Genomic DNA, 22,706 nt, shown 5'->3' with positions numbered 1-22,706 from the left:
ATGGCAACAGAGAATGTTCAAGAAGAATATTTGATGTTTCAAAGGGAGCGTGAATCAAATGCACGAGCATATTCGCGACATTTCCCATTTATTTTACAAAAAGCACAAGGTGTGGTTGTGACAGATGTAGCAGGCAAACAGTATTATGATTGTTTAGCTGGAGCGGGTACATTGGCCTTAGGGCATAATCATGATGTCATCATAGCAGCTATCAGGGAAGTATTGGATCAACAAATACCACTTCATACATTGGATTTAGCAACACCGTTAAAAATAGAATTTATGAAAGAAATCTTCTCTGCATTGCCAGAGGAAATGAAACATACCGCAAAAATACAATTTTGTGGCCCGACTGGCGCAGATGCGGTCGAAGCGGCTATTAAATTAGTGAAACATGCTACAAAAGGCAAATCTATTTTAGCTTTTCAAGGGGGATATCATGGCTCCACACAAGCAACGATGTCCATGAGCGGTAATTTATCTAAAAAACAGCATTTGCAAAGCTTACTGCCAGATGTACATTTTCTACCTTTCCCTTATGAATTTAGATGCCCATTTGGTGTGGGAAATGGTATGACTGCAACGATTAGTGCACAATATATCGAACATTTATTGGATGATTGTGAAAGTGGTGTAGCTAATCCATGCTGTGTAATTGTAGAAACGGTGCAAGGAGAGGGAGGTGTTATTCCAGCGGATGTAATTTGGCTACAGCAATTGCGAAAAATAACTGCAGAACGAAATATCCCATTAATTATTGACGAAGTACAAGCAGGGATAGGGAGGACTGGGAAGATGTTTTCATTTGAGCATGCGGGCATTATTCCAGATGTAATTATATGCTCAAAAGCGATTGGTGGTAGTTTGCCAATGTCTGTCGTCATTTATCAGGAAGCTTTAGATCAATGGCAGGCAGGTGCGCATACAGGCACTTTCCGAGGAAATCAATTAGCAATGGCGACGGGATTAGCAACATTAAAATATGTGCGCGAACAGCGTGTATTGCAAAATGTTGAAGAAAGAAGTGCTCAATTTTTTGAAGGGTTGCAACAATTGCGACGATTGTACAGTGAAATTGGCGATGTGCGTGGAAGAGGATTAATGATAGGTGTAGAAATTGTTAATCCCAATAAGTCGTTCGATCGTCTTGGACACTATCCTCCAGATGGCGAATTAGCCGCTATGATTCAGAAAAGATGCTTTGAAAATGGATTAATTATTGAAGTGGGTGGACGTAAGGGGGCAGTACTAAGATTTTTACCACCTCTTATCATCAATAAAACTGAAACCGAAAAAGTATTAGATATATTTGCCGAGTCTGTACAACAAGCGGTTGAGCTGTATGCATTATGTTAAACATTCAAGCTATGAAGAAACATTCAGCCTTACTTGCCGTTTTTATCGCTGCCTTTTCACTCGTACTTACAAATAGTTCCTTTAATATTTTATTACCGAGCTTTATGCAGCTATATGGCATTAGTGCAAGTTCGGCAGGTTGGGTCATTTTGGCATATCTCTTGTCAATGACCATTACTATGCCTCTCACACCATTAGTCGTAGACCGCTTAGGTAGGAAAAGGGCGTATATTGCGGGTGTTGCAATATACGGACTTTCTTCTATTATAGGTGGATTATTCGATCAATATGTTCAAGTGGTGTTGATTGTCCGCAGTCTTCATGGCATTGCAGGTGGCATAATGATTCCACTATCCCTTAGTTTATTGTTTGATGTTTACGAGAAAGAAGTACATGGACGAGTGGCGGGGATTTGGGGAATACAGCTAACAGTAGCGTCTATTATTGGTCCAACTGTTGGAGGGCTTATTATTCAATTTGGTCAATTACAATATCTATTTTGGCTGAATGTTCCTTTTGCCATCGTATCGTTATGTCTATGTGCTACTCAAATTAATTCATATCAAGTTATGCGCAAAAAAGAGATGGATTTGTTTGGCATTATTTACATGGTACTAAGTATTTTAATGCTAAGTGTCAGCATTCAACTGTTTCTAAAGCAGGTTCTTCCTACGTGGCTATTAGTCATGATGCTAGTAGGTGGTTTGCTTTTATTAATTCGATTTATTCAGTTAGAAAATAAGAAAATCGAGCCGCTATTAAATTATAAGTTATTACAACGCAAAACAATCTTCGCCATCACAGTGCTAATTGCTGCAATACAAGATGTCGTGATGCTTGGGGCAGTTTTTGTATTGCCACTACTATTTCAGGAAGTATATCAACTCCCGTCTTCCGCGGTAGGTGCGATGTTCATTCCGACAGCCATTTTTACAAGTTTGTTTATGTGGTTGGGAGGACATTGGATGGATAAAGGGAAATCTAAAAATTTTATAGTAGTCGGCATCGTGATTGTCGCCATATCTATTATATCCTTTTCTTTTTTATCAAAGTCTGTATCCATATTCGTATTAATTTTGTTGATGATTGGCAGGGGGATAGGCGGAGGTCTTTCGAATATGACTGTCACAACAATTGGTCTTCATACACTTTCACAAGAGGAGTTACACGAAGGCTCAGCATTAGCTAGTACGATTGAACGCTTTTCTTCGTCGTTTGCAGTCATGTTATTAACGATTTATTATGACTTCAGATGGAGTATGTTAATAAATGCAGGTCTTTCTGTAGCAGACGCAAAATGGATGGCAATCAAAGAAGAATGTGTGATTTTAGGGAGCATCATGTTGGTTACTGTTCCTTTTGTATTATATATAACAAGAAAGAGAGTTGACATTGGTGTTCATTAAAGAAGGAGCTTTGCAAAGTCATCATGAAAAGCAAGCCGCTATTTATAGTTGTAAAGTGTTGTTAAATTGTTATTTGCGAGAATGCTGTGAAAATCAAAGAAAGCTACTGAAGGTTAATAGGCAGGATCATACATTTTCTCTACATTTTCAAGCAAGTCACGAAACGATTATTGGCAAGTTTACTTTTTATTCGCCGAATGGTGAGCATGAATATGCGTATTTTTCCTTGCAAAATGGCCAAGCTTTAACCTTGACCTTCCTTGCTTCATTAATTGTTCAGGAATACTTGCAACACAATAAAGCCATCACACATGACCATGTACAAAATTTTATAGCTAGAGTGGAAAATAGCTATCAAAACATGGCTGTATTTTTGAAACATGCGACAAGCAGCCTTATTAACGACTACTTGTCTTCTGAACAATCACTCCTATATGGTCATCCTTTCCATCCATATCCCAAAAACACGGTGGGCTTTACATCACAGGAAGTAGCGACCTATTGCCCAGAATTACGTACTTCATTTCCACTTTGTTACCTTGCTGTTCGATATGACATCTTTCAAGAAACGTGGGTTACTGAAAGTGCAGCACATGAATTTTTGCAAAAGTTTGAATACGATATTCGCCAGCAATTAAAATTTGATGATGATAATTATCGCATATTGCCGATGCATCCTTGGCAATATGCTTATGTGCAAACATTAGAGGCAGTGCAAGAATTTGAAAGACAACAAAAAATAAGATTTTTGGGAAGTAGCGGTCCTGTTTGTTATCCAACATCATCTGTTCGAACAGTCTATATTCCACAATTTAAATGTAATTTGAAGTTGTCTCTGTCAATTCAAATTACCAATATGCTTAGGATTAATAGCCAAGAGCAAATGACAAGAACTCTAGATGCGGCGCATTATTTGTTAGCACATGATTGTTTTGTAGAAGAGCACTATACAAAGGTTCTGTATGAAACAGGTGTCTGTACGTGCCGTTTTGAAGAGGAAGCATTAACAGCTTTATTTACGATGGCTTATCGACCAATGGTGCTAGACGAAAAATCAACCTATGTTGTTGCTAGTTTAGTAGAAGCGCCCATTCAAGGGAAGCCTTGTCGACTTTATGATTGGTTGAAAGGACAGAATGTAGAGCAATGGTTTCGACAATATATAACGATTTCTTTATTGCCAATTGTTAGACTCGCGGATAAAAAGGGCATTCACTTTGAAGCGCATTTACAAAATACGCTTATAACGCTTCGGGATGATAAACCACATATTTTTTGGATACGGGATTTAGAAGGCGTAAGTATCGAACAAGAAAAAGTAGCTACACATAGACAAGCACAGGGACCCTTGTTTTATGAAAAAGAACAGGCGTGGTCAAGGACAAAATATTATTTCATGGTAAATCATCTAGGGTCATTTATACATGCGCTTGCAAGAGATTTTCAGTTAAGCGAAGCTCATTTTTGGCAAATTGTACGAGAAATGCTACTTGAAGAATGGGAACAAACACAGAATGAGCTAGTAGCCCATCTGTTAACGACAGCTGTATTTTATGCTAAGAAAAATTTGTATAGCTGTTTAATTGGCAAAAGTGAAACACCAGAATATGTTGCAGTTAAAAATGCTTTGTATAAGGGGAATGAATTGTATGAAATTGATGACAGCTTTCATGCCAGTAAGTGAAGCATCCTATAAAACAGTACAGGAGAGATTGAAGTGCCAAACATTAGAGGCATTGCTTTTTGAAGAAATTATTCCAGTAACGAAAAATGGAAAACATTATAGCTTCCAAGGACAAAATGTTCAAGGAGAGACGGTCCTTTATACATGTGAAGTAGTAGAAAAATGGTCATTCGGTCGAGTGAAAGTGAAACCGAATTCCATTCAAAGAGACGGAGATGCCAATGTAAGTATCTATACTTTTCTGGAAGAAGTCGTTCAGCAGACGTTAGACGGTCAGCATACAAAGACATTTGTTCAGGAGTTATTGGAGACCTTTGTGAAGGATAGTCAGGCAAAGAGCAATCAGCCACCGTCTATACCGGCAGAGGATTTGCACTATGAGGCGTTGGAAAGCCACATGATTGATGGTCATCCGTATCATCCAAGCTATAAATCCCGAGTTGGTTTTACTTTGGCAGATAATCATTTGTATGGTCCTGAATTTAATCAGGATATAGCGTTAACTTGGCTTGCTGTTCGTCGGCATTTTGTAGATATTGCCGTATTAGAACCAACTGCAATCAATGAAATGTATCAGCATCATTTACAGCCAGAGGAGTTAGCACATTTTACACAACAATTACGAGCGCAAATAGATGAAGATGAACAAGCTTATGTTTTTCTCCCCGTTCATCCGTGGCAATTTGAACATATTATAGCGACCGTATTTTACCCACAAATCGCTGATAAGACGATTATTATATTAGGGAAATCGGAAAGCTCATATCGATCACAGCAATCCATTCGCTCGTTATCAAATCGCCATAGTGCACAAGCGAGTTATTTAAAATTACCTCTTAGTATTACAAATACATCTACTAGCCGTATTTTAGCGCATCATACGACACAAAATGCGCCTATTATTAGCGCTTGGCTAGATCGAGTTATTAAAAGTGATGAATACTTAAAAAATTGCCAGTTTGAAATTTTAAAAGAGACAATCGGGGTATCTTTCCGCTATCAAAAATTATCTGTTATGCAATATGCAGTGGCTTATGGAACATTAGGCGTAATCCATCGAGAAAATATTGCGCAATATTTGCAAGAGGATGAACAAGCGTGGCCATTAAATGCATTGATGCATAAGCAAAAAAATGGCGAGGCGTTTATTCAGCAGGCGATTGCATTGTATGGGGTAGAAAAATGGAGCCGAGCCTTAATCGAAACGCTGGTAACGCCAATTGTTCATTTACTCTATGTCCACGGAATTGCGTTAGAATCTCATGCGCAAAATATTATTCTCGTATTAAAAAATAATTTTCCGCATCGAATCATTATTAAGGACTTACATGATGGTGTGAGGTTTTGTTCTTCAGAGCTCCTTCATCCGGAATGGGAGCCAAAGTTAAATCCAGAGCCAGCCACACATCGACAATTTAATCGGTATTCATTTTTAAAAACAGCTAAAGTTTCAGAAGTAAGAGATTATACATTCGATGCTTTCTTCTTTATCTGTATGACTGAACTTTGTTTTACGCTTGAGGAATTTGGATTGCGGGAAGAGGATTTTTGGCGCACCTGTACGGAAGTTATTTTAGCTTATCAGCAACAACATCCTCAATATAAAGACCGTTTTCAAACGTTTGATTTATTTGCAGCGGATGCTTTAATCGAGGAAATGACAAAAAGACGTATTTATGGTGATCAAACATTGTATTTTAGAAAGGCTCAAAATCCTTTACTACAGGCATTGGAGTTTTTGAAAAATGAAGAGAAATAAGTTGAAGGACAAAATAAAACGTCATCAAACGGTATATGGGTTATTTGTTTCGATTCCTCATCCTAGTGTAATCGAATTAATTGGTCACGCTGAATTTGATTTTGTCATTATTGATTTAGAGCACACGACAATTGATTTAGAAATATTGGAAAATATGATTCGTGCGGCAGAGCTACTCGAGATAACCCCACTTGTAAGAATTGCAGAAATAGATCGTACTTCAATCTTAAAAGTATTGGATTGTGGGGCACAGGGTATTGTCATTCCACATGTAAGTTGCAAAGAGCAAGTCAAACAGGTTATTGAGTATAGTTATTATCATCCCATTGGGCATCGGAGTTTGAATAGTGGCCGCCCTGCAGCTTTTGCCAAAGAACCTTTAACTGAGTATATTGCTGCAGCCAATGAAGAAATTATGATGATTCCAATGATTGAAAGCATAGAAGGCATTCGTAATTGTAAGGATATTTTATCACTACCACAAATCGGATTTGTTTTGGAAGGAGCGGCAGATTTATCGCAATCATTAGCCGTACCTTGGCAAATTGAACATCCCCAAGTGCAGAATGCGATCGAAGCGTTATATGACATTGTAAAAACATGCCATATACCGTATGCGACTGTTTCAAGAGAGATGCATCAGCATCGACGATATGCTGACAAAGGTGTACGCATCTTTGTGTTAGGGGATGACCGAAATACAGCGTTTCGAGCATATCGACAAAAGAAAATGGACTATCAAAATATAACAGGAGGCCAATATGAGTGATTCGTTACTAGCTGTTATTCAGTCATTAAATACTAATAAAACAGCGCCTGTTTGTGCTTATATTTACGACTTAGATGGTATTCAAGCACATGTAAACCGAATGCTTGAAACTTTGCCAAAGCAAATATTTTTGTTTTATGCGATTAAAGCAAATCCTGATCAACGAATCATTAAGGCCCTTTTACCATATGTTCGTGGCTTTGAAGTTGCTTCTATCGGAGAATTAGTAAATGTGCGTGCAGTGTCTGAGGATGTACCAATCTTATTTGGCGGACCTGGAAAAAAGGATGCCGAATTGGAGATGGCTATACGCCAAAAGGTCTCATATATTCATGTTGAAAGTTTATTAGAATTACGACGTATTCAAATGCTCGCACAAAAGTTAAATAAAAAGGTCGATATTTTATTACGCATAAATTTACGTACAAATGCACTTCCTGAAACAAAAATTACGATGGGAGGTACTGCGAGTCCATTTGGCTTGGACGAGTCAGATATTCAACAAGCGGTGGCACTTGTACGACAAGACCCACTACAGCTTGTACAAATTAAAGGTTTCCATTTTCACTCATTATCGAATAATGTGCATTCATCATTGCATGTAGAAATGGTACGACTTTATGTGCAAAAAGCACTTGACTGGCAACGCTTGTATCAATTAGATGTGCAAGTACTGAATGCCGGAGGTGGATTTGGTGTTTCCTATAATGAAAATGAAGAACCATCTTTTGACTGGCGACAATTTACGTCCTTATTACAAGCTAGTGATATTTTGCAGGATTTAAATGGCATCCAACTCTTTTTTGAGCCAGGGAGATTTCTTGTTGCTGATTATGGCTTTTATGCTACAGAAATACTAGATATTAAACAGTCCCATCAACAGTATTTTGCCGTTGTAAGAGGTGGCACACATCATAATAGATTGCCAGCCTCATGGGGACATAATCAACCATTTCAGCTTTATGCTAGTGAAACGTGGACATATCCATTCCAACGACCTAGCTTGCACAATAAGAAGGTCCATCTAGTTGGGGAATTATGCACGCCAAAGGATCGATTGCATACAGATGCTTTTATGTCTTCCGTTCGTGTAGGTGATATTGTCATCTTTGAAAAATCAGGTGCATATTGTTGGACAATTTCACATCATGATTTTCTGGGTCATCCTCATCCAGCATTTTATTATATCCAAGGAGGCCATATTCAATGATTGTACAGCAAAGTGTATCAGCAAGAGAAAGAGCTACAGAAATTATTAAGAAGGACTTAATGGATGCATTTTTAGTCGAGCAGTTCTTTGACGGGGATACGTATTCAAAGCAATCTCTTCAAGATGCAGCGAAAGAAATAAGTGCTTTATTTGCCCATTACCATTCGCATGAAGTAGAGGTCTACATAGGAAACTTTTGTTTTCTTGTTGAAAAAAGCTATAAGCAGGGTGAGCAATGGGTGCGTCATTCTCCTATTTATCGACAAGTGGCTGGACAGTGGCAGTTAATCGTGTCAATTGAAGAGCTTGCCACATCCATTTTGCAGACTAGTCTCTCTGCCAAAGCCTATCAGCATCCAGCAGTGGCAGATTTTTTAAAGGGGCTACTAGTAGCTGTTGAGCAATTAACATTGAGTATAGAACAAATGAATAATTATGATGCATCTGCTCCTCAAACACCATACCAATGGCATGTCAAAGGAGAGCTGATTGCCTCGTTTCGAGATCGGCCATTTCATCCGCTTGCGAAAGCTAAAATTGGATTTTCAGCGCAAGATTATCAACAATATATGGCGGAATTTGGTCAACCCATCTCACTTCGTTGGGTCGCCATTCGTCATGATGTGGTAGTAAAAGGGAATGAGCAAACACCCATCCAATGTTTTGATTTACTTGAGGAAAAACAAAAGTATGAGATAGCGCAAGAATTTGAACGACGAGGTTTACGGCAAAGTGAGTACACGATGATGCCTGTGCATCCATGGCAGTTACAAAACATTATTTTAAAAGATTTTGAGCAGGAACTAGCCGATGGAACGATTGTTATATTAACAGCAAAAGCAGGCGATTTATGTGCGACTTCATCCTTACGTTCTTTAGCATTTAATCAACCGTCTAGCAGGATGCTAAAACTACCAGTAAGTGTACTTTCTTTAGGTGCATCGAGATATTTGCCTGTTGTTAAGTTGTTAAATGGTCTAGCAGGTGAAAAGTTGCTGCGACAAGCCATTTCTTGCGACCCTATATTAACGGAAAAGGTTATTTTATGTGAGGAACAAAATTGGTGGGGGTATATGCCTGAAACGATGGGGCTGTTTGATGACCATCCCCGTCATCTAGCGGCGCAAATACGCATTTATCCAAAGCAGCTTTTAGATGCGAACTATAAAATCATTCCGATGTCATCTTTAGCTGTAAATTTAAAAGGTCATCATTATTTAGATGAACTCTTCGGCCAAACTTTAACAAAACAGCAAGTAATAGATTTTTATACAGAAATGGTAACGATGTTTTATGAAATTGCCATGAGATTATTCAAAGTAGGGGTTTTGCCTGAAATACATGGTCAAAATTGCTGTCTGGTATTAAAGAATAATCAAATCCATCGTTTATTGTTCAGAGACCATGACTCAGTTCGTCTTCATATGCCTTATTTAGAACGCCATCATATTCAAGATCCGCAATATTATATTCGACCAGGTTATTCCAACAGCTTATATAATGAAAGTGTGGAGAAGCTGATTTTTTATATTCAATCATTAGGGACACAAGTAAATTTAGCTTCCATTATGGAGGCACTTGCACAAGTATATTCTATTTCTGAGCGAACTTTATGGTATACGACGAAGCAGGCGTTAATGAAGGCTGTAACAGTTGTTGATATTCCAGCAGCAGATAAAGTAAGGTTATGGAAAGTTTTATTTGAGCAACAACAATGGCCAGTAAAACTGATTATTCGACCGCTGTTAGAGGCGGATGGTGTGCCAGGAGCGATGCCTTCTGGAAAAGGGCAAGGGTATAATCCATTTTGGAATTTATAAAGTGCATTATATTGCTGAAAATTGGTTGAGGTTTTGCATATTCTCCTACGATTGGGTACATTTTGACAATAAGTTGCATAGAATAATTTTAGAATCTGTGAGAGGATTGAGAAAATGTACTATGCTCCTTATTATGCCAATATACCAATGTATAGCTATGGAAATCAGTCTGTTCACTGGCCTGTTCCATATGAAGTAGTACTACCGAATAGTGCCTATCCATATCAAGCTGTCAACGGAAATAACAGTCAAATGAGTACCGATTATGGGCAACAGCCTTTTGTTGTAAATATGGAGGAGGCAACCAAGCGGAACAATACGTACCGTACTGCTCTATGGACAGGAAGCCATTTGCAAATTACGTTAATGAGTCTCAATATTGGTGAGGATGTAGGTTTAGAAATGCATCCACATGTCGATCAGTTTGTCTATATTGAACAAGGGCATGGGACTGTGCAAATGGGGTCAAGTAAAGAAAATTTAAGCTTTACACAAAATGTCCAGGATGATTACGCGATCGTAATACCTGCTGGAACTTGGCATAATTTAACCAATATAGGGAATGTGCCATTAAAGCTGTTTTCAATCTATGCTCCTCCTAACCACCCATTCGGAACTGTCCATGCTACAAAGGCGGATGCAATGGCTTCGCACGGAGGCTATGGTCAACACAATTAATCACGATAATAATTTTTCATAGTAGAAGCAGAGTTGTTGATGTATAGCAGCTCTGCTTTTACTATGCCAAGCTAAACTCAATTTTTGGATGATATATTGACGAAATTAAAATTTACGTGTTATAATTATCTTGAATTCAAGATATATTAATTCAAGATAATTAAATCGAATGTGCAAAGCATTCTCTAATTAGAAGTTTGAAGTTGCACGTAGTTAGAAAACATATACAAAGAAAATAATTTATTTATGAATATGAAGGGGAACTGTTACTATGAACAAACATACAGAAGGAATTCACCACATCACAGCTATTGTAGGGCATCCACAAGAGAATATTGATTTTTATGCGGGGATTTTAGGTTTACGGTTAGTAAAACAAACAGTTAACTTTGACGACCCAGGCACGTATCATCTTTATTTTGGTAACCATGCTGGTAAGCCAGGAACAATTATGACGTTCTTTCCTTGGCCAAATGCTTATCAAGGGCGTATCGGCGACGGTCAAGTTGGTGTAACAACATACGTTGTACCAGAAGGAGCACTACCTTTCTGGATTAATCGCCTTGCAAAATTTTCTGTTCCATTTAAAAAAGCTGACCGCTTTGGAGAACAAGTCGTTCAATTTGATGACCTACATGGACTTCATATTGAATTAGTAGCTCGTGCAGAAGGTGAACGAAATAATTGGACATTTGGTGAAGTTACACCGGAAGTTGCCATTAAAGGTTTTGGAGGTGCAACGCTTTATTCAAGCCATCCACAAGAAACAGAAAAGGTATTAGTAGATGTGATGGGGCTTGAAAAAATTGCAACAGAAGGCGAATATGCTCGATTCAAATCAAGCGCTGACATCGGAAATATTATAGACTTAAAAACGGTATCAGGCGTACGAGGCCACATGGGGGTCGGCACAGTCCATCATATTGCTTGGAGAGCAAAGGATAATGCAGATCATTTAGCGTGGCAAGAGCATGTGATGAATCATGGGCAGCATGTGACGGAAGTAAAGGATCGTAACTATTTTAACGCTATTTATTTCCGTGAAGCAGGTGAAATTTTATTTGAAATTGCGACAGATCCACCAGGATTCGCGCATGATGAACCATTGGAGACAATGGGGAGTCAATTAATGTTACCGTTGCAATATGAACAACATCGAGAACAGTTAGAAAGCGCGTTAATCCCGATTCAAGTACGTTCATTAGATGAATAAAAAGGGGGGAGTTATTTGATTTCGATTGATCCGAAGAAAAATACAGAACGTGAAAACTATAAATTATTAGTTGGCAGCATTATTCCTAGACCTGTTGCCTTTGTCACGACTTTGTCCGAGCAGGGCATTATAAATGGCGCACCGTTTAGTTACTTTAATATCGTGTCATCGAATCCACCGATGATTTCCCTTGCAATTCAAAGAGCAACAGGGCGCTTAAAGGATACCGCTCGTCATATTTTGTATCAAGAACAATTTGTAGTGCATATTGTAGATGAGGACAATGTTAACCAGGTAAATGAAACAGCTGCTTCGTTACCAGTAACAGAGAGTGAAATTGAAAGAGCTAACTTTACAGTAATCGACAGTCAGCGAATAATTGTTCCAGGTGTGAAAGAGGCGAAAGTCCGAATGGAATGTCGCTTAGTACAAAGTGTTCCTTTAATGAATAAAGAACAGCAGACAGGCGATTTGTTTATTGGTGAAATTGTACAATTTCATTTAGATGATGTGATTTATCATGAAGGACGAATAGACGCTAGCGCATTAAAGGCAGTAAGCCGATTAGCTGGAGCGAGTTATGCAAAAATCGGCGATATTTTTGACATAGAACGCCCTCAATAAAGTAAATAAGCAAAATTTTTGAAAAGATATATGGCTCGTGAATGGCTTACTACAGAAAATAGTCGCCATTCACGAGCATTTCCTGTTTTTTAAATGGTAAATCCTTTTGCACCTTTTATATGATTTCCTGACATGCCCACGCATCAATTTCTACTTTTAATACGGGCGAAGCAAGTGCTACTACATATACCATTGTCATACAAGGGCAGTGATCACCGAAAAAGTCACCCATCACATGCTTTCTTTGTGCTGGGTCAAATTCTCCAACTAAATAAAATACAACCTTTGTTAAATCTGCAACAGTCATGCCAGCACACTCAAGATTTTTTTTAATATTGTTAAGCGCTAGTTGCAATTGAATGATTGGATCTTCAGGTACAGTTCCGTCTAACGCCATCCCGATTTGACCTGAAAATGTTAGCCATCTGTTTGGGCCAGTTATTTCAATTTGGTGTACATATGGAGCTACAGGCGGGTGAATTTCCTTTGGATTTCTTGAGATTTTCATCGAATCATTCCTTATCTATTCTATTTTGGAGATACTTCCTAAATATCGTACTGAAATTAACATAAAACAAAAGAAGTTGCTTTGGATATGATAGTTTATAAGGGTATAATAGAATTATTAAAATTTTGGCTATAACGCTGATGTAGCTTTCAATACACATTAATCGTATTGTCTTTCATTCTAATTCGAAAAGTAAAAAAAATCTATTTTACAATGGATTGAACTTCTTGAAAAAGGGTTGTTGAACGGAGTAATGGAAATACGCTGTCTAGACAGAGGTTTTTATCCCCCTAAACTCAAAGGACCATGAAAATGATAAATATTGATAACTAATAATTTTGTCTACTTGCTTAATATATTTCGCGTTCTGTAAGTTGGCAGTAGAGGCAGCGAAGCCGTTTTGTAGAAGGAGTGAATGCATGAGTAATTTTTTTCGAAGTAATGGATTTAAACGTTTTGTTATTCTAGCTGGGATCGCTGTTGCACTTTATTTAATGCGGAGTATGATTAACCTTATTCTTCTGACATTCATTATAACCTACTTAATGAATGAGCTTTCTACTAAGGCGACAAAAGAGTTTAAACGAATCGCACCCATCAATGAAAAAGCGATGATTGTCTCCCTTTACCTCTTACTTGTAGCTGCTATTATTGCAGTGATCTATAAGTATTTGCCGGTTGTAACCCAACAAATTACACAGCTTTTTGATTTGATTGCAGCTTTTAATCTCAATCCGAACGATAATGAGGTTGCGAGATATTTGGCGCCGACATTTGAGAAAATTGAACTTGGAAAATATTTAGAACAAGGTGTTGACCTTACGTTAAAAAATTTAACGAACATTGGGAAAGTCATTTTGCACGTGTTCATTGCACTTATTTTAAGTTTGTTCATCCTTTTGGAGAAGAAACGAATTATTGAATTTACTGCAAAATTTAAAGATAGTAAAATTGGTCCGCTTTACGACGAGTTAACATATTTTTCTAAAATATTTATTCGTTCTTTTGGAAAAGTAATTGAAGCGCAATTTATCATTGCTGCGGTAAACTGTGTTTTATCCGTTATTGCTCTTTCTATTATGGGCTTCCCACACTTAATTGCACTTGGAATCATGCTTTTTATTCTTGGTTTAATTCCTGTAGCAGGCGTAATTATTTCATTGGTACCGCTAAGCATTATTGCTTACAGCATCGGTGGACCGATGTACATTGCTTACATTCTGATTATTGTCGTGGTGTTGCATGCGATTGAGGCTTATTTCTTAAATCCAAAGCTCATGTCTGCCAAAACAAATCTTCCTATTTTTTATACATTTATCGTCATCCTATTCTCGGAGCAATTCCTCGGGGTATGGGGATTAATTATCGGTATTCCATTGTTTATGTTCCTGCTCGATATTTTAGGTGTCACGTCTTTAGAGGAGGAAACCCAACGATCTGTAGCTATCAATGACCATAAGTAAACTAAAAGGAAGCATCGCTTTATGCGCATGCTTCCTTTTTTGGTGCCTGCGGTTCTCGCAGGAGTCGAGCAACCCCTCACTACAATCAACAAGGAGGCACGCAAACAATTTACCCACTAGTTTGAATAAACCGCGCGTGGCTTTCTTTTAATAAATAAGAGAATGAGCAATGCTGTAATGCCTTCAGCAACCGGGAAAGTCCACCAAATTGCTTGCGCGCCGAATAATTTAGGTAGCAATAGGAGTGCTGGAATAAATAAAATAATACTGCGTAGTAACATAATCGTTGTTGCAAGACGGATTTTTTCAATTGATTGGAAAAATTCTGCAAGCACCATATTCATACCTAAGAAAACGTAGCCAATTGCAAAATGGACAAAGCCTTGTGTTGCCATTGTGCGAATTTCAATTTTACTATCTCCAAACAGTTCCATTAATTGAGAAGGAAATAGCATCGCAATAATGGCAATGCTTAAACCGAGTATGAGAGCGGTAGCTAAGCCGATCTTCAAAAGCTCGAGTAAACGTTTTTTTAATCTGGCACCGTGGTGGTAACTGACTAGAGGTTGGAGAGCCATACCAATGCCTAAGAACACAGTTAATAATACCGTATGAATATAGTTAACCATTGCATAGGCTGTCACACCGTTTGCTCCTAAATAGTGCAGAAACGACACATTATATAAAATCACGATTAACGCCATAGAGGCTTCTACAATAAAGCTAGGTAAACCAATGGCGAATATTTTTTTCAAATCGGATACGTTGAAAAAAGTAGAGACAAATTTTAATTCAGACTGCTTTCGGAAGAAATGGAGACATAGTACCGACATGCCGATGATAGTAGAGATTGCCGTCGCTAACGCGCAACCCTTTACACCATAATGGAGTACGAAAATAAATACGTAGTTTAAAAGGATATTTAAAATGGATGTTGTGATTAAACCCATCATAGCAAGCTTTGGGTTTCCATCATTTCGGATGAAAATGCTTAATAAATTTTCGATTGTGTAAAAGACACCGAATATCAAAATGACATGCAAGTATTCTTGGACATAAGGATAAGTCACATCACTTGCCCCAAAAATATAGGCAATTTCCTTTAAATTTAATAAAAGTAATAGCACTAAAGTTAAAACTACCGCCAGCATCGTTGTAAACGAAAGTGTAAAAAGTTGATGTGCGCGTTTTTTATTACCTTCTCCAAGTGAAATGGAGTACAATGTTGCACCGCCCATACCAATCCACAGAGATATGGATAATAAGATGGAGAAAATCGGCACAGCAATATTGACGCCTGCTAGAGCAGTTGGGCCAACGCCATGACTGACAAAAATACCATCGACTAAAATATTTACTGACATCAGTAGCATACCAATCATCGCTGGGAATAAATAAGAAAGAAATAATGGTCTTAATGGTCTTGTTTCAATTGGATTAATGGTCGTCATGAGTACGTACCTCTCTTACCATTACTTTTTCGCCCTTTTCATCGAGTTCCCCATTAAAGACGAACCCAAATAGTTGATAGAGATGGATGGCTACTTTATTGTTGTCATAAACACTTAAAAATATTTTTTCGCAATTGTATGTTGCCTGTAAAAAATCGATTAGCTGTTGCAAAAAGTATTTCCCGAGCCCTTTATGCTGATAACGTTCATCGATTAAATAACGGTCAAGCCATACTCGCTGTGATCCATCCTCATGAGGAAACAGACCATACATTGCGAAGCCGACTACGGTATCCTCCCTATATAAGCCAACGGGTATAAAGCGTTGGTCAGACGCTGCTTCGTCTAGGCATTGCTGTGTCGTTTCAATAAAGTCCTGCTGATTAGCAGCAATGTGTAATGCTAATACGTTTTGTTTGTTTAAAGCTGTGATGTCACGTATTTCCGTGAACATAATGTCAAAACCTTTCTAAATTTATTGTGGATAGCTACAATCTAAAGTATATAGTAACTATATAGTCAAGAAAGGAAATTTAAAATGCTTAATAAAAATGTAAAATATTTTACAACTGGTGAATTTGCCAAACTGTGTAAGGTTAATAAACAAACACTGATTTACTATGATCAAATCGGCCTGTTATCACCTATTATGAAAGATCATAAAGATTATCGTTATTATACAATTGCCCAGTATGATTTTTTTAGCGTCATCGAATTGTTAAAGACTGTCGGTATGTCGTTAAAAGATATTCAAAAGTATATGGCAGATAAATCACCTGAAAATTTTTTAGAGTTAATGCATCAGCAAAAAGCGCTTGTAGCAAAGAAGCGGCAAGAGCTCGAAATGATAGAGAGTATTATAGAAGTGAAAATTGAAACAACAGAGGAAGCCTTGCAGACAGATTTTGATAGTATTACGATTGGTCATTTTCCAGAGGAAACATTGTATTTAAGTAAAAATATTGAAGATTCCACTGAAGAACAGTTTGTTAAGGCGGTCTCGGATTTTATTGATGAATTGGATCGCTCGCAGCTTGATACAGGTTATCCGATTGGTGGCATTACTAGAAGAGAGCAAGTTTTAGCAGGGAACTATGATAATTATTGTTACTTGTATATGGAGCAACCACATCCCCAGGAAGGGCATCCTTATTTTAAGGCGATTGAAGGGGACTTTATTATTGGCTATCATCTCGGGTTATCAACAGAACTTGGACAAACGTACGAACGATTATTTAAGGTTATGGCTGAAAGAGGCTACGAGCTGGGGCAGTATGTATATGAGGAATATATTTATGATGCGGTGATTAAAAACCGAGAAGAAGAGTATGTAACAAAAATTATGATGGAAATAACAAAAAAGGCGATCTAGCATAATGGCTGCTTACATAAAAAGAATCTACGACACTGTGGCCGCTGACCCGCAAAGTGAGTAGATTCTTTTTATATGTAAAAGCCCTTAGCAGTTGCATGCAAGTTTATTTGTAATGGTAAGCGTTCGCTCTTGGATTGTTGCGTTGAATTTTATTAAACCATGCTTCGTCTTTTTCTTCTTGTTTTAAGGTATTAACGATGGTTGAGGCACAGTTAACACAAATTTTAGCTTGTGTAATTTTACCGCAACGTTCACATGGTGCACCAAGATTAGGGAAGATAGATGTTTTTAATTTTCCTGTCTTTACCCATTTATATAGTAAGTCAGATGAAATACCTGTTAATGCAACAATTTCATCATTTGTTAATTGACGATTATTTTTCCGTAGTAAAAAATGATGTAATTCCGAGAAAATATCCTCTTCTCGAGCGTCTATTTTTTTTTCGAAAAGTAGCATTTTATTCCTCTCCTTTATCTAGTTATTTAATGATTTCTTTATTTTCAATGACATTGTGAGGGTGTTCGTCATATTTGTAGTTTTCCCAACGATTGCGTGCTAATTTTCGATATTTATTTGAAACACTGCGATCCCCAATCAAGCGGGAGAATCCTTTTTTGGCTTCTCCAATATCACCGAGGCGAAGGCTTAATTCTGCATGTAAATATAGAATTCGCTCGCTGCCTTCTTGATTGGATGCAAAAGATTTACTGTAAAAATCTCTCGCAGCATATAAATAGTGAATTTCAGATTCGCTTTCATTTTTTAAACGGTAAAGCCAGGCTATTTTCAGTGCGATATTAGCCATTAATAGTGCCTCTTCCATAGAAGCCTTTGCAACGAGGTAGGCTAATTTGTAGCTTATGATAGCATCTTCGATAGTCCGTTCTTGACAGATGTTCATGGGCTTTTGTAGTTCTTTAATATATAGTTCGTCGATTAGTAGCATGAAAGGTCCGTAAGTTCTCGTCATAGATTTATGGTAGGCATATCCGCAATGTGGGCATACAGCAACTTCATACAGCAATGGATTTAAACCTTCATAAACAGGCATAAAATCCGTTTGTTCTTCGACTACTTTATAACGATTCGGACGTACTTTATATGTTGTATATTGCTTTTTACAAAATTTGCAATCCACATTACTTTCGTAGTAGTAAATATTAAAACCCATATGAATCAACTCCTCTGTGTCGAGTTTTTAACATTTCTTTAGTTCTACTTAAATGGACATAACACTCGTTCAATATATTTAATGGATTTTCGACTATTTTAGCAATTCTATGTTTTTTGATATAATCCTTTAGCATTATTAAAGTAGTGTCAAATGAATGGTTTTATTTTTATGTAAAGAGAATGTTAGTTTAAATACACTAGCAATAGTATGTATCGGTGGTATATGTGGAAAAGTTAAATAGTTATGCCTACATTGTTAAAATTACGTCAGACATACCTAGAGAGCTTTTTGTTATTCATCTTTTAGTAGGTTTATTATAATACATGTAGGATAATTTTACTATTCATTAATATGCTGAATATAAAGTAACTTTGTGAACGGCTAAAAAGATTAAGGATGTTTCGGTTATGCTCTTTTTGGTGTAAAATAATTGAAATTATTGATAGTTAATTTAAAAGGAGCGCATACATGTATGGATTGCAAAATCGTCTTTTTTGATGTAGATGGTACATTGATCAATTATGAGGATGGTTGTATTGAAAGTAGTACCAAGAATGCTTTACATACACTAAAAAACAAAGGGATTCGATTAGTCGCTGCAACTGGTAGACCACTATCTATGTGTCAGGACTTACATAAATTAGGGATTGATACATTTATTACGGCGAATGGTGCTTATGTTCGGCACGGAGACCAAATCATCTATGCCAGCCCCATCGCTCAAACTATTGTACAAAGTGTTAAAGCTTTTGCTAACGACCATCAAAATAGCCTGTCATTTTTCACTGAACAATTATCGATGAATAGTGTGCAGCACCCTGCAACACTAAAGGCAATGAATGAGACATTGTCTTTAAGACAATATCCGCCCGTCAATAAAAATATTTTAAATGAGCAAGTTTACTTAATGTGTTTATATGTAAATGAACAGGTAGAGAAAAAGTATAGAACACAATTTCCAAATTTGAAGTTTGAAAGATGGCATCCTATGATTACGAATGTTTTACAAGAGGATGTATCAAAAGCAATTGCTGTTGAAGCTGTACTTAGTTATTTCAATTTACATCCAAAAGAGGCGATTGCTTTTGGGGATGGAGATAATGATATAGATATGCTAAAGCAAGTTGGATATGGTATTGCAATGGGCAATGGAAGTGTAGCCTTAAAAAATATTGCGGATGAGGTCACGATGGCATCGAATAAAGGCGGCATTGATTACGCCTTGCGCAAACTACAGTTGATCTAAAAAGAAATGTCAATAGTCAGTAAATATCAATTAATATAAATCTTATATAATAATTAATAATTCGGTAAATATATTTATTTTGCATTATTTTGAAAATTGTAGTTAAATAACCCTGATTTTTAGCTTAATTATTGAAATGTTATCTGTGATTATTTAGAATAATTTTAAATAGATTTGAGGGGGGTGTGATACGATGGCACAACAGATTCTATGTGAAGTCAATAACTGCACGTATTGGGGTTCAGGAAACAAATGTACTGCAGAGGCTATTTACGTTGTTAGTCAAAAAGGTCAGCGGGCATCCAATAGTGAAGAAACAGGATGCAAAACATTTACACCTGAAGAGCATTAAGGCCGGTAGAAGCCGGGGCACAAGAGAAAAAGTGTTAGATTGACGACAATCAATCTAACACTTTTTTGCTTTGCGTTAATGTATGCTACGGAGGATGTTTTCAAATGTCGTAATTGGTTATATCTATTTGAACAATAGGGTAGGTGCATTTTTTCTTTTTACTCCACATAATCCAATGGGTGATACCAGTTACTTTAGCATAATCATCTATTGTTTATAAGTTCTGTCGGAATATATAGATACGAAAATAGCAAGTCTCTTAGTCACCAATATAACACTAACGCTAAACTACAACACCCACCTTCTCTCAAAACAATACGAATATTATCTGGCGTATATTTCGCTTCAAACTTCGTTGTAATTCCAGCAGAAGAAATAAGTTTTTGGACTTCATCTTGATTGGATAGCTGTGCGGCGTTTTTAAGATCATGTGCAAATTGATCAGAACCCTCAATTTTCTCTGTCAGTAATTGCACTTGTTGCATAATTGTTTGCATCCCTTTTGCTGACGTCTTTAACTTTATGGTATTAATAGGCGGATAAGGGCTTGTTGTCGTGGTAGGCATGGCAAGTTGTCTAGGGACATGATGGGGTGTAGGTGGGATAGACATTCCCCAATTTGGATAATGGTTATAAACATAATACGGATAAGGATTGTAATACAGCGGATTTCCTCCCATCCATTTGCTAATCTCTTATGTATCTTATGTAGTTACATAACGTTTTGTGTGAGGCTGTTCTTCTTTCAAGACGGAGCATAAGGCATATATAATGATTTGCATTAAAGGGAATTAAAGAAAAAAATAGAATAAGTAATAGATATTGAGAAAAGGGGGTTATTGCATGAATCGTTTAAATTTAATTACATTGGGTGTAAAAAGTATGGTTGAGTCGCTTGCATTTTATCGTGAAGGGCTTGGTTTTGAGGTGGTTGTCTATGGAGATGAAACAAATCCTGATGTGATTTTCTTCAATAATGGAGGAACAAAAATTTCTCTATTTCCTATAGAACGATTAGTAAAGGATATAAATGAAGAAAACCCACCAAAAGCAGGCACCGACTTTACGGGCTTTACGCTTGCCTATAATGGAAAATCTAAAGAAGAAGTCGATGCAATCTTTTCCCTAGCAAAAAAAGCTGGAGCAAACATTGTCAAAGAGCCTGAAACGGTGTTTTGGGGAGGGTATAGCGGTTATTTCCAAGATCCCAACGGTTATTATTGGGAAGTTGCATATGGAGATACGTGGGAATTTGATGAAACAGATATGTTAATTATTAAATAATAAATAGCGTGCGTAAAATTTAACTAGTTGGACAGAGGGGTTGAGATGGTGCAGCAACCATTTTGGGAGAAAGAGTACTTAGCAGATACGCATTTCGCTTTTGGTAATCCTAGTGAGGAAGTAGTGGAATGGGTAAAAAAATTACCAGTGGATGCACGCATTTTAGATATAGGATGTGGCGATGGTAGACATGCCGTTTATTTAGCACAGCTGGGGTTTAAGGTAGAAGCCATTGATATTTCAGAGGCAGGTATTGCTAAAATAAAAAGATACAAAGCGTCGCACCAGCTACATAATTTACAGGCAGATGTTCAAGATATTACTACATATCAGTTTAGTGATACTTATGATTGCATCATTTCACATGGCCTATTTCATTTTTTAGCGCGCGAAGATTGGCATCGCATTATTCAGTTAATGCAAGATTATACCAAGATAGAGGGCATCAATATTATTACTGTATTTACAGACGAAGTTGACATTCCAGAAGATTTAGCACCGTTTGTCAAAGGCATATGTCAAGAAGGTGAGATTAGAGAATTATACGAGCAATGGTCCATTGCATTTTATCGCTCCTATCAATTTGAAGATCAGCATGAAAATAATATAAGACATTGTCACGCAGCCAATAAACTAGTCGCTATAAAAAGAGCATTGTAAATACAGTGATAGTTTTACTTTAGGTTAATTTTGGGTTTATTTCTTAGCTGAAGTATTGAATACACCAATTTTGTTAAGGATAACAAAAGAGGAGGTGTGATACGATGGCACAACAGATTTTATGTGAAGTCAATAACTGCGCGTATTGGGGCTCTGGAAACAAATGTACGGCAGAAGCTATTTACGTTGTTAGTCAAAAGGGTCAGCAGGCATCCAATAGTGAAGAAACAGATTGCAAAACATTTACACCTGAAGAGCATTAAGGACGGTAGAAGCCGGGGCACAAGAGAAAAAGTGTTAGATTGATTGAGGTCATTCTAACACTTTTTGCGATGGCGAAAATTTTCTAATGTCGTAATTGGTACATATCTATTTTGTCTCTCTTGAACAATAGGGTATGTGCATTTTTTACTTTTTCCTCTACATAATCCAATGAATAATCGCCAAATGCATCCGTTAAGTCACCAATGGCGCGCGATAAATTATCAATCACAGGAATTAATGTATCAAGCTCCATTGGTTCTTTCCTAGTGTTCATTTCATCCATAATTTCATGAGCAAGATGTTGAATTATTCGCAGGCGTTTGTTTTCAGCTTGCATCATATCCTCCTTTAAACAGCAACTTTTTACACTCAATAAATATATGAAGGTCGTTTACAGTTCATGAGTGAT

General features: G+C 37.2%; 24 protein-coding genes. 17 read left to right on the top strand and 7 right to left on the bottom strand.

Annotated features, from left to right (window positions below; all coding sequences use genetic code 11):
* From FC748_RS17175 to FC748_RS17130, 10 genes are all read left to right on the top strand, one after another.
* Positions 1 to 1,356: a diaminobutyrate--2-oxoglutarate transaminase gene (locus tag FC748_RS17175; RefSeq protein WP_108030761.1), complete on the top strand. Its 1,356-nt coding sequence runs from the start codon at positions 1 to 3 to the stop codon at positions 1,354 to 1,356.
* Positions 1,350 to 2,762, top strand: a complete 1,413-nt coding sequence (locus tag FC748_RS17170; protein WP_108030762.1) for an MFS transporter — start codon at positions 1,350 to 1,352, stop codon at positions 2,760 to 2,762. Before FC748_RS17175 ends, FC748_RS17170 begins: the two co-directional genes overlap by 7 nt.
* On the top strand, positions 2,752 to 4,446 hold the full coding sequence (locus FC748_RS17165) for an IucA/IucC family protein (RefSeq protein WP_108030836.1): 1,695 nt from the start codon (positions 2,752 to 2,754) through the stop codon (positions 4,444 to 4,446). The genes FC748_RS17170 and FC748_RS17165 overlap by 11 nt, the downstream gene beginning before the upstream one ends.
* Entirely contained in the window at positions 4,412 to 6,205 is a 1,794-nt protein-coding gene (locus FC748_RS17160) for an IucA/IucC family protein (protein ID WP_108030763.1), read from the top strand. The genes FC748_RS17165 and FC748_RS17160 overlap by 35 nt, the downstream gene beginning before the upstream one ends.
* Positions 6,192 to 6,974 carry an HpcH/HpaI aldolase family protein gene (locus tag FC748_RS17155; protein ID WP_024364021.1) on the top strand — a complete coding sequence of 261 codons (783 nt, stop codon included), beginning with the start codon at positions 6,192 to 6,194 and terminating at the stop codon, positions 6,972 to 6,974. The genes FC748_RS17160 and FC748_RS17155 overlap by 14 nt, the downstream gene beginning before the upstream one ends.
* Positions 6,967 to 8,184 (top strand): type III PLP-dependent enzyme, encoded by a 1,218-nt coding sequence (locus FC748_RS17150; RefSeq protein ID WP_108030764.1) that lies wholly within the window; start codon positions 6,967 to 6,969, stop codon positions 8,182 to 8,184. The genes FC748_RS17155 and FC748_RS17150 overlap by 8 nt, the downstream gene beginning before the upstream one ends.
* Entirely contained in the window at positions 8,181 to 10,004 is a 1,824-nt protein-coding gene (locus FC748_RS17145; RefSeq protein ID WP_108030765.1) for an IucA/IucC family protein, read from the top strand. The genes FC748_RS17150 and FC748_RS17145 overlap by 4 nt, the downstream gene beginning before the upstream one ends.
* Positions 10,005 to 10,118: 114 nt before the next feature.
* Positions 10,119 to 10,682: a cupin domain-containing protein gene (locus FC748_RS17140; protein ID WP_108030766.1), complete on the top strand. Its 564-nt coding sequence runs from the start codon at positions 10,119 to 10,121 to the stop codon at positions 10,680 to 10,682.
* Positions 10,683 to 10,953: 271 nt separating this feature from the next.
* Positions 10,954 to 11,895 carry a ring-cleaving dioxygenase gene (locus FC748_RS17135; RefSeq protein ID WP_108030767.1) on the top strand — a complete coding sequence of 314 codons (942 nt, stop codon included), beginning with the start codon at positions 10,954 to 10,956 and terminating at the stop codon, positions 11,893 to 11,895.
* A gap of 15 nt (positions 11,896 to 11,910) precedes the next feature.
* Positions 11,911 to 12,519, top strand: coding sequence for a flavin reductase family protein (locus FC748_RS17130; protein ID WP_024364016.1), 609 nt, complete (start codon positions 11,911 to 11,913; stop codon positions 12,517 to 12,519).
* A gap of 115 nt (positions 12,520 to 12,634) precedes the next feature.
* Here FC748_RS17130 and FC748_RS17125 read toward each other — a convergent pair whose 3' ends face one another.
* On the bottom strand, positions 12,635 to 13,027 hold the full coding sequence (locus FC748_RS17125; RefSeq protein ID WP_108030768.1) for a RidA family protein: 393 nt from the start codon (positions 13,025 to 13,027) through the stop codon (positions 12,635 to 12,637).
* Positions 13,028 to 13,446: 419 nt separating this feature from the next.
* Between FC748_RS17125 and FC748_RS17120 the strand changes: the two genes are divergently transcribed.
* Positions 13,447 to 14,490: an AI-2E family transporter gene (locus FC748_RS17120; protein WP_024364014.1), complete on the top strand. Its 1,044-nt coding sequence runs from the start codon at positions 13,447 to 13,449 to the stop codon at positions 14,488 to 14,490.
* A 116-nt stretch (positions 14,491 to 14,606) separates the two neighbouring features.
* Here the strand turns inward: FC748_RS17120 and FC748_RS17115 are convergent, their stop codons facing one another.
* Together FC748_RS17115 and FC748_RS17110 are read right to left on the bottom strand one after the other, a co-directional pair.
* Positions 14,607 to 15,941, bottom strand: a complete 1,335-nt coding sequence (locus FC748_RS17115) for an MATE family efflux transporter (RefSeq protein WP_108030769.1) — start codon at positions 15,939 to 15,941, stop codon at positions 14,607 to 14,609.
* Positions 15,928 to 16,395 (bottom strand): GNAT family N-acetyltransferase, encoded by a 468-nt coding sequence (locus FC748_RS17110; protein WP_024364012.1) that lies wholly within the window; start codon positions 16,393 to 16,395, stop codon positions 15,928 to 15,930. Before FC748_RS17110 ends, FC748_RS17115 begins: the two co-directional genes overlap by 14 nt.
* 84 nt (positions 16,396 to 16,479) lie before the next feature.
* On the opposite strand from FC748_RS17110, the gene FC748_RS17105 reads away from it, so the two are divergent.
* A complete protein-coding gene (locus FC748_RS17105; RefSeq protein WP_108030770.1) occupies positions 16,480 to 17,313 on the top strand; it encodes a MerR family transcriptional regulator in 834 nt (277 codons plus the stop codon).
* A gap of 106 nt (positions 17,314 to 17,419) precedes the next feature.
* On the opposite strand, the gene FC748_RS17100 is transcribed toward FC748_RS17105, so the two are convergent.
* Complete coding sequence (locus tag FC748_RS17100) at positions 17,420 to 17,773, bottom strand: hypothetical protein (protein WP_024364010.1); 354 nt, start codon at positions 17,771 to 17,773, stop codon at positions 17,420 to 17,422.
* A gap of 22 nt (positions 17,774 to 17,795) precedes the next feature.
* Positions 17,796 to 18,488 carry a DUF2225 domain-containing protein gene (locus FC748_RS17095; RefSeq protein ID WP_024364009.1) on the bottom strand — a complete coding sequence of 231 codons (693 nt, stop codon included), beginning with the start codon at positions 18,486 to 18,488 and terminating at the stop codon, positions 17,796 to 17,798.
* Positions 18,489 to 18,963: 475 nt separating this feature from the next.
* Between FC748_RS17095 and FC748_RS17090 the strand changes: the two genes are divergently transcribed.
* Positions 18,964 to 19,737, top strand: a complete 774-nt coding sequence (locus tag FC748_RS17090; protein WP_108030771.1) for a Cof-type HAD-IIB family hydrolase — start codon at positions 18,964 to 18,966, stop codon at positions 19,735 to 19,737.
* Between the two features lie 193 nt (positions 19,738 to 19,930).
* The gene (locus FC748_RS17085) at positions 19,931 to 20,089 is read left to right on the top strand and encodes a DUF1540 domain-containing protein (protein WP_069508162.1); all 159 of its coding nucleotides are present in this window, start codon (positions 19,931 to 19,933) and stop codon (positions 20,087 to 20,089) included.
* A 263-nt stretch (positions 20,090 to 20,352) separates the two neighbouring features.
* Here FC748_RS17085 and FC748_RS17080 read toward each other — a convergent pair whose 3' ends face one another.
* The gene (locus tag FC748_RS17080) at positions 20,353 to 20,769 is read right to left on the bottom strand and encodes a YuzC family spore coat inner layer protein (RefSeq protein ID WP_233433826.1); all 417 of its coding nucleotides are present in this window, start codon (positions 20,767 to 20,769) and stop codon (positions 20,353 to 20,355) included.
* A 163-nt stretch (positions 20,770 to 20,932) separates the two neighbouring features.
* Here FC748_RS17080 and FC748_RS17075 point away from each other — a divergent pair, with 163 nt between their 5' ends.
* From FC748_RS17075 to FC748_RS17065, 3 genes are all read left to right on the top strand, one after another.
* Positions 20,933 to 21,373, top strand: coding sequence for a VOC family protein (locus tag FC748_RS17075; protein WP_108030772.1), 441 nt, complete (start codon positions 20,933 to 20,935; stop codon positions 21,371 to 21,373).
* Between the two features lie 48 nt (positions 21,374 to 21,421).
* Positions 21,422 to 22,033 (top strand): methyltransferase domain-containing protein, encoded by a 612-nt coding sequence (locus FC748_RS17070; RefSeq protein ID WP_167492694.1) that lies wholly within the window; start codon positions 21,422 to 21,424, stop codon positions 22,031 to 22,033.
* A gap of 104 nt (positions 22,034 to 22,137) precedes the next feature.
* Positions 22,138 to 22,296, top strand: coding sequence for a DUF1540 domain-containing protein (locus FC748_RS17065; RefSeq protein ID WP_108030774.1), 159 nt, complete (start codon positions 22,138 to 22,140; stop codon positions 22,294 to 22,296).
* An 83-nt stretch (positions 22,297 to 22,379) separates the two neighbouring features.
* Here FC748_RS17065 and FC748_RS17060 read toward each other — a convergent pair whose 3' ends face one another.
* Positions 22,380 to 22,634, bottom strand: coding sequence for a group-specific protein (locus FC748_RS17060; RefSeq protein WP_108030775.1), 255 nt, complete (start codon positions 22,632 to 22,634; stop codon positions 22,380 to 22,382).
* Between the last annotated feature and the right edge of the window lie 72 nt (positions 22,635 to 22,706).

It is taken from the genome of Lysinibacillus sphaericus (assembly GCF_005217585.1).
Taxonomy (GTDB): Bacteria; Bacillota; Bacilli; order Bacillales_A; family Planococcaceae; genus Lysinibacillus; species Lysinibacillus sphaericus.
Note: the sequence above shows the minus strand (reverse complement) of the source record. Positions and strands in the feature narration are given on the sequence as shown.

Coding starts and splice junctions, on each gene's coding strand:
- FC748_RS17085 (WP_069508162.1), top strand. CDS start 19,931: ATGGCACAACAGATTCTATGTGAAGTCAATAACTGCACGTATTGGGGT.
- FC748_RS17065 (WP_108030774.1), top strand. CDS start 22,138: ATGGCACAACAGATTTTATGTGAAGTCAATAACTGCGCGTATTGGGGC.
- FC748_RS17145 (WP_108030765.1), top strand. CDS start 8,181: ATGATTGTACAGCAAAGTGTATCAGCAAGAGAAAGAGCTACAGAAATT.
- FC748_RS17175 (WP_108030761.1), top strand. CDS start 1: ATGGCAACAGAGAATGTTCAAGAAGAATATTTGATGTTTCAAAGGGAG.
- FC748_RS17075 (WP_108030772.1), top strand. CDS start 20,933: ATGAATCGTTTAAATTTAATTACATTGGGTGTAAAAAGTATGGTTGAG.
- FC748_RS17110 (WP_024364012.1), bottom strand. CDS start 16,395: ATGTTCACGGAAATACGTGACATCACAGCTTTAAACAAACAAAACGTA.
- FC748_RS17115 (WP_108030769.1), bottom strand. CDS start 15,941: ATGACGACCATTAATCCAATTGAAACAAGACCATTAAGACCATTATTT.
- FC748_RS17135 (WP_108030767.1), top strand. CDS start 10,954: ATGAACAAACATACAGAAGGAATTCACCACATCACAGCTATTGTAGGG.
- FC748_RS17120 (WP_024364014.1), top strand. CDS start 13,447: ATGAGTAATTTTTTTCGAAGTAATGGATTTAAACGTTTTGTTATTCTA.
- FC748_RS17125 (WP_108030768.1), bottom strand. CDS start 13,027: ATGAAAATCTCAAGAAATCCAAAGGAAATTCACCCGCCTGTAGCTCCA.
- FC748_RS17155 (WP_024364021.1), top strand. CDS start 6,192: ATGAAGAGAAATAAGTTGAAGGACAAAATAAAACGTCATCAAACGGTA.
- FC748_RS17140 (WP_108030766.1), top strand. CDS start 10,119: ATGTACTATGCTCCTTATTATGCCAATATACCAATGTATAGCTATGGA.
- FC748_RS17080 (WP_233433826.1), bottom strand. CDS start 20,769: ATGGGAGGAAATCCGCTGTATTACAATCCTTATCCGTATTATGTTTAT.
- FC748_RS17150 (WP_108030764.1), top strand. CDS start 6,967: ATGAGTGATTCGTTACTAGCTGTTATTCAGTCATTAAATACTAATAAA.
- FC748_RS17105 (WP_108030770.1), top strand. CDS start 16,480: ATGCTTAATAAAAATGTAAAATATTTTACAACTGGTGAATTTGCCAAA.
- FC748_RS17170 (WP_108030762.1), top strand. CDS start 1,350: ATGTTAAACATTCAAGCTATGAAGAAACATTCAGCCTTACTTGCCGTT.
- FC748_RS17090 (WP_108030771.1), top strand. CDS start 18,964: ATGGATTGCAAAATCGTCTTTTTTGATGTAGATGGTACATTGATCAAT.
- FC748_RS17060 (WP_108030775.1), bottom strand. CDS start 22,634: ATGCAAGCTGAAAACAAACGCCTGCGAATAATTCAACATCTTGCTCAT.
- FC748_RS17100 (WP_024364010.1), bottom strand. CDS start 17,773: ATGCTACTTTTCGAAAAAAAAATAGACGCTCGAGAAGAGGATATTTTC.
- FC748_RS17160 (WP_108030763.1), top strand. CDS start 4,412: ATGAAATTGATGACAGCTTTCATGCCAGTAAGTGAAGCATCCTATAAA.
- FC748_RS17095 (WP_024364009.1), bottom strand. CDS start 18,488: ATGGGTTTTAATATTTACTACTACGAAAGTAATGTGGATTGCAAATTT.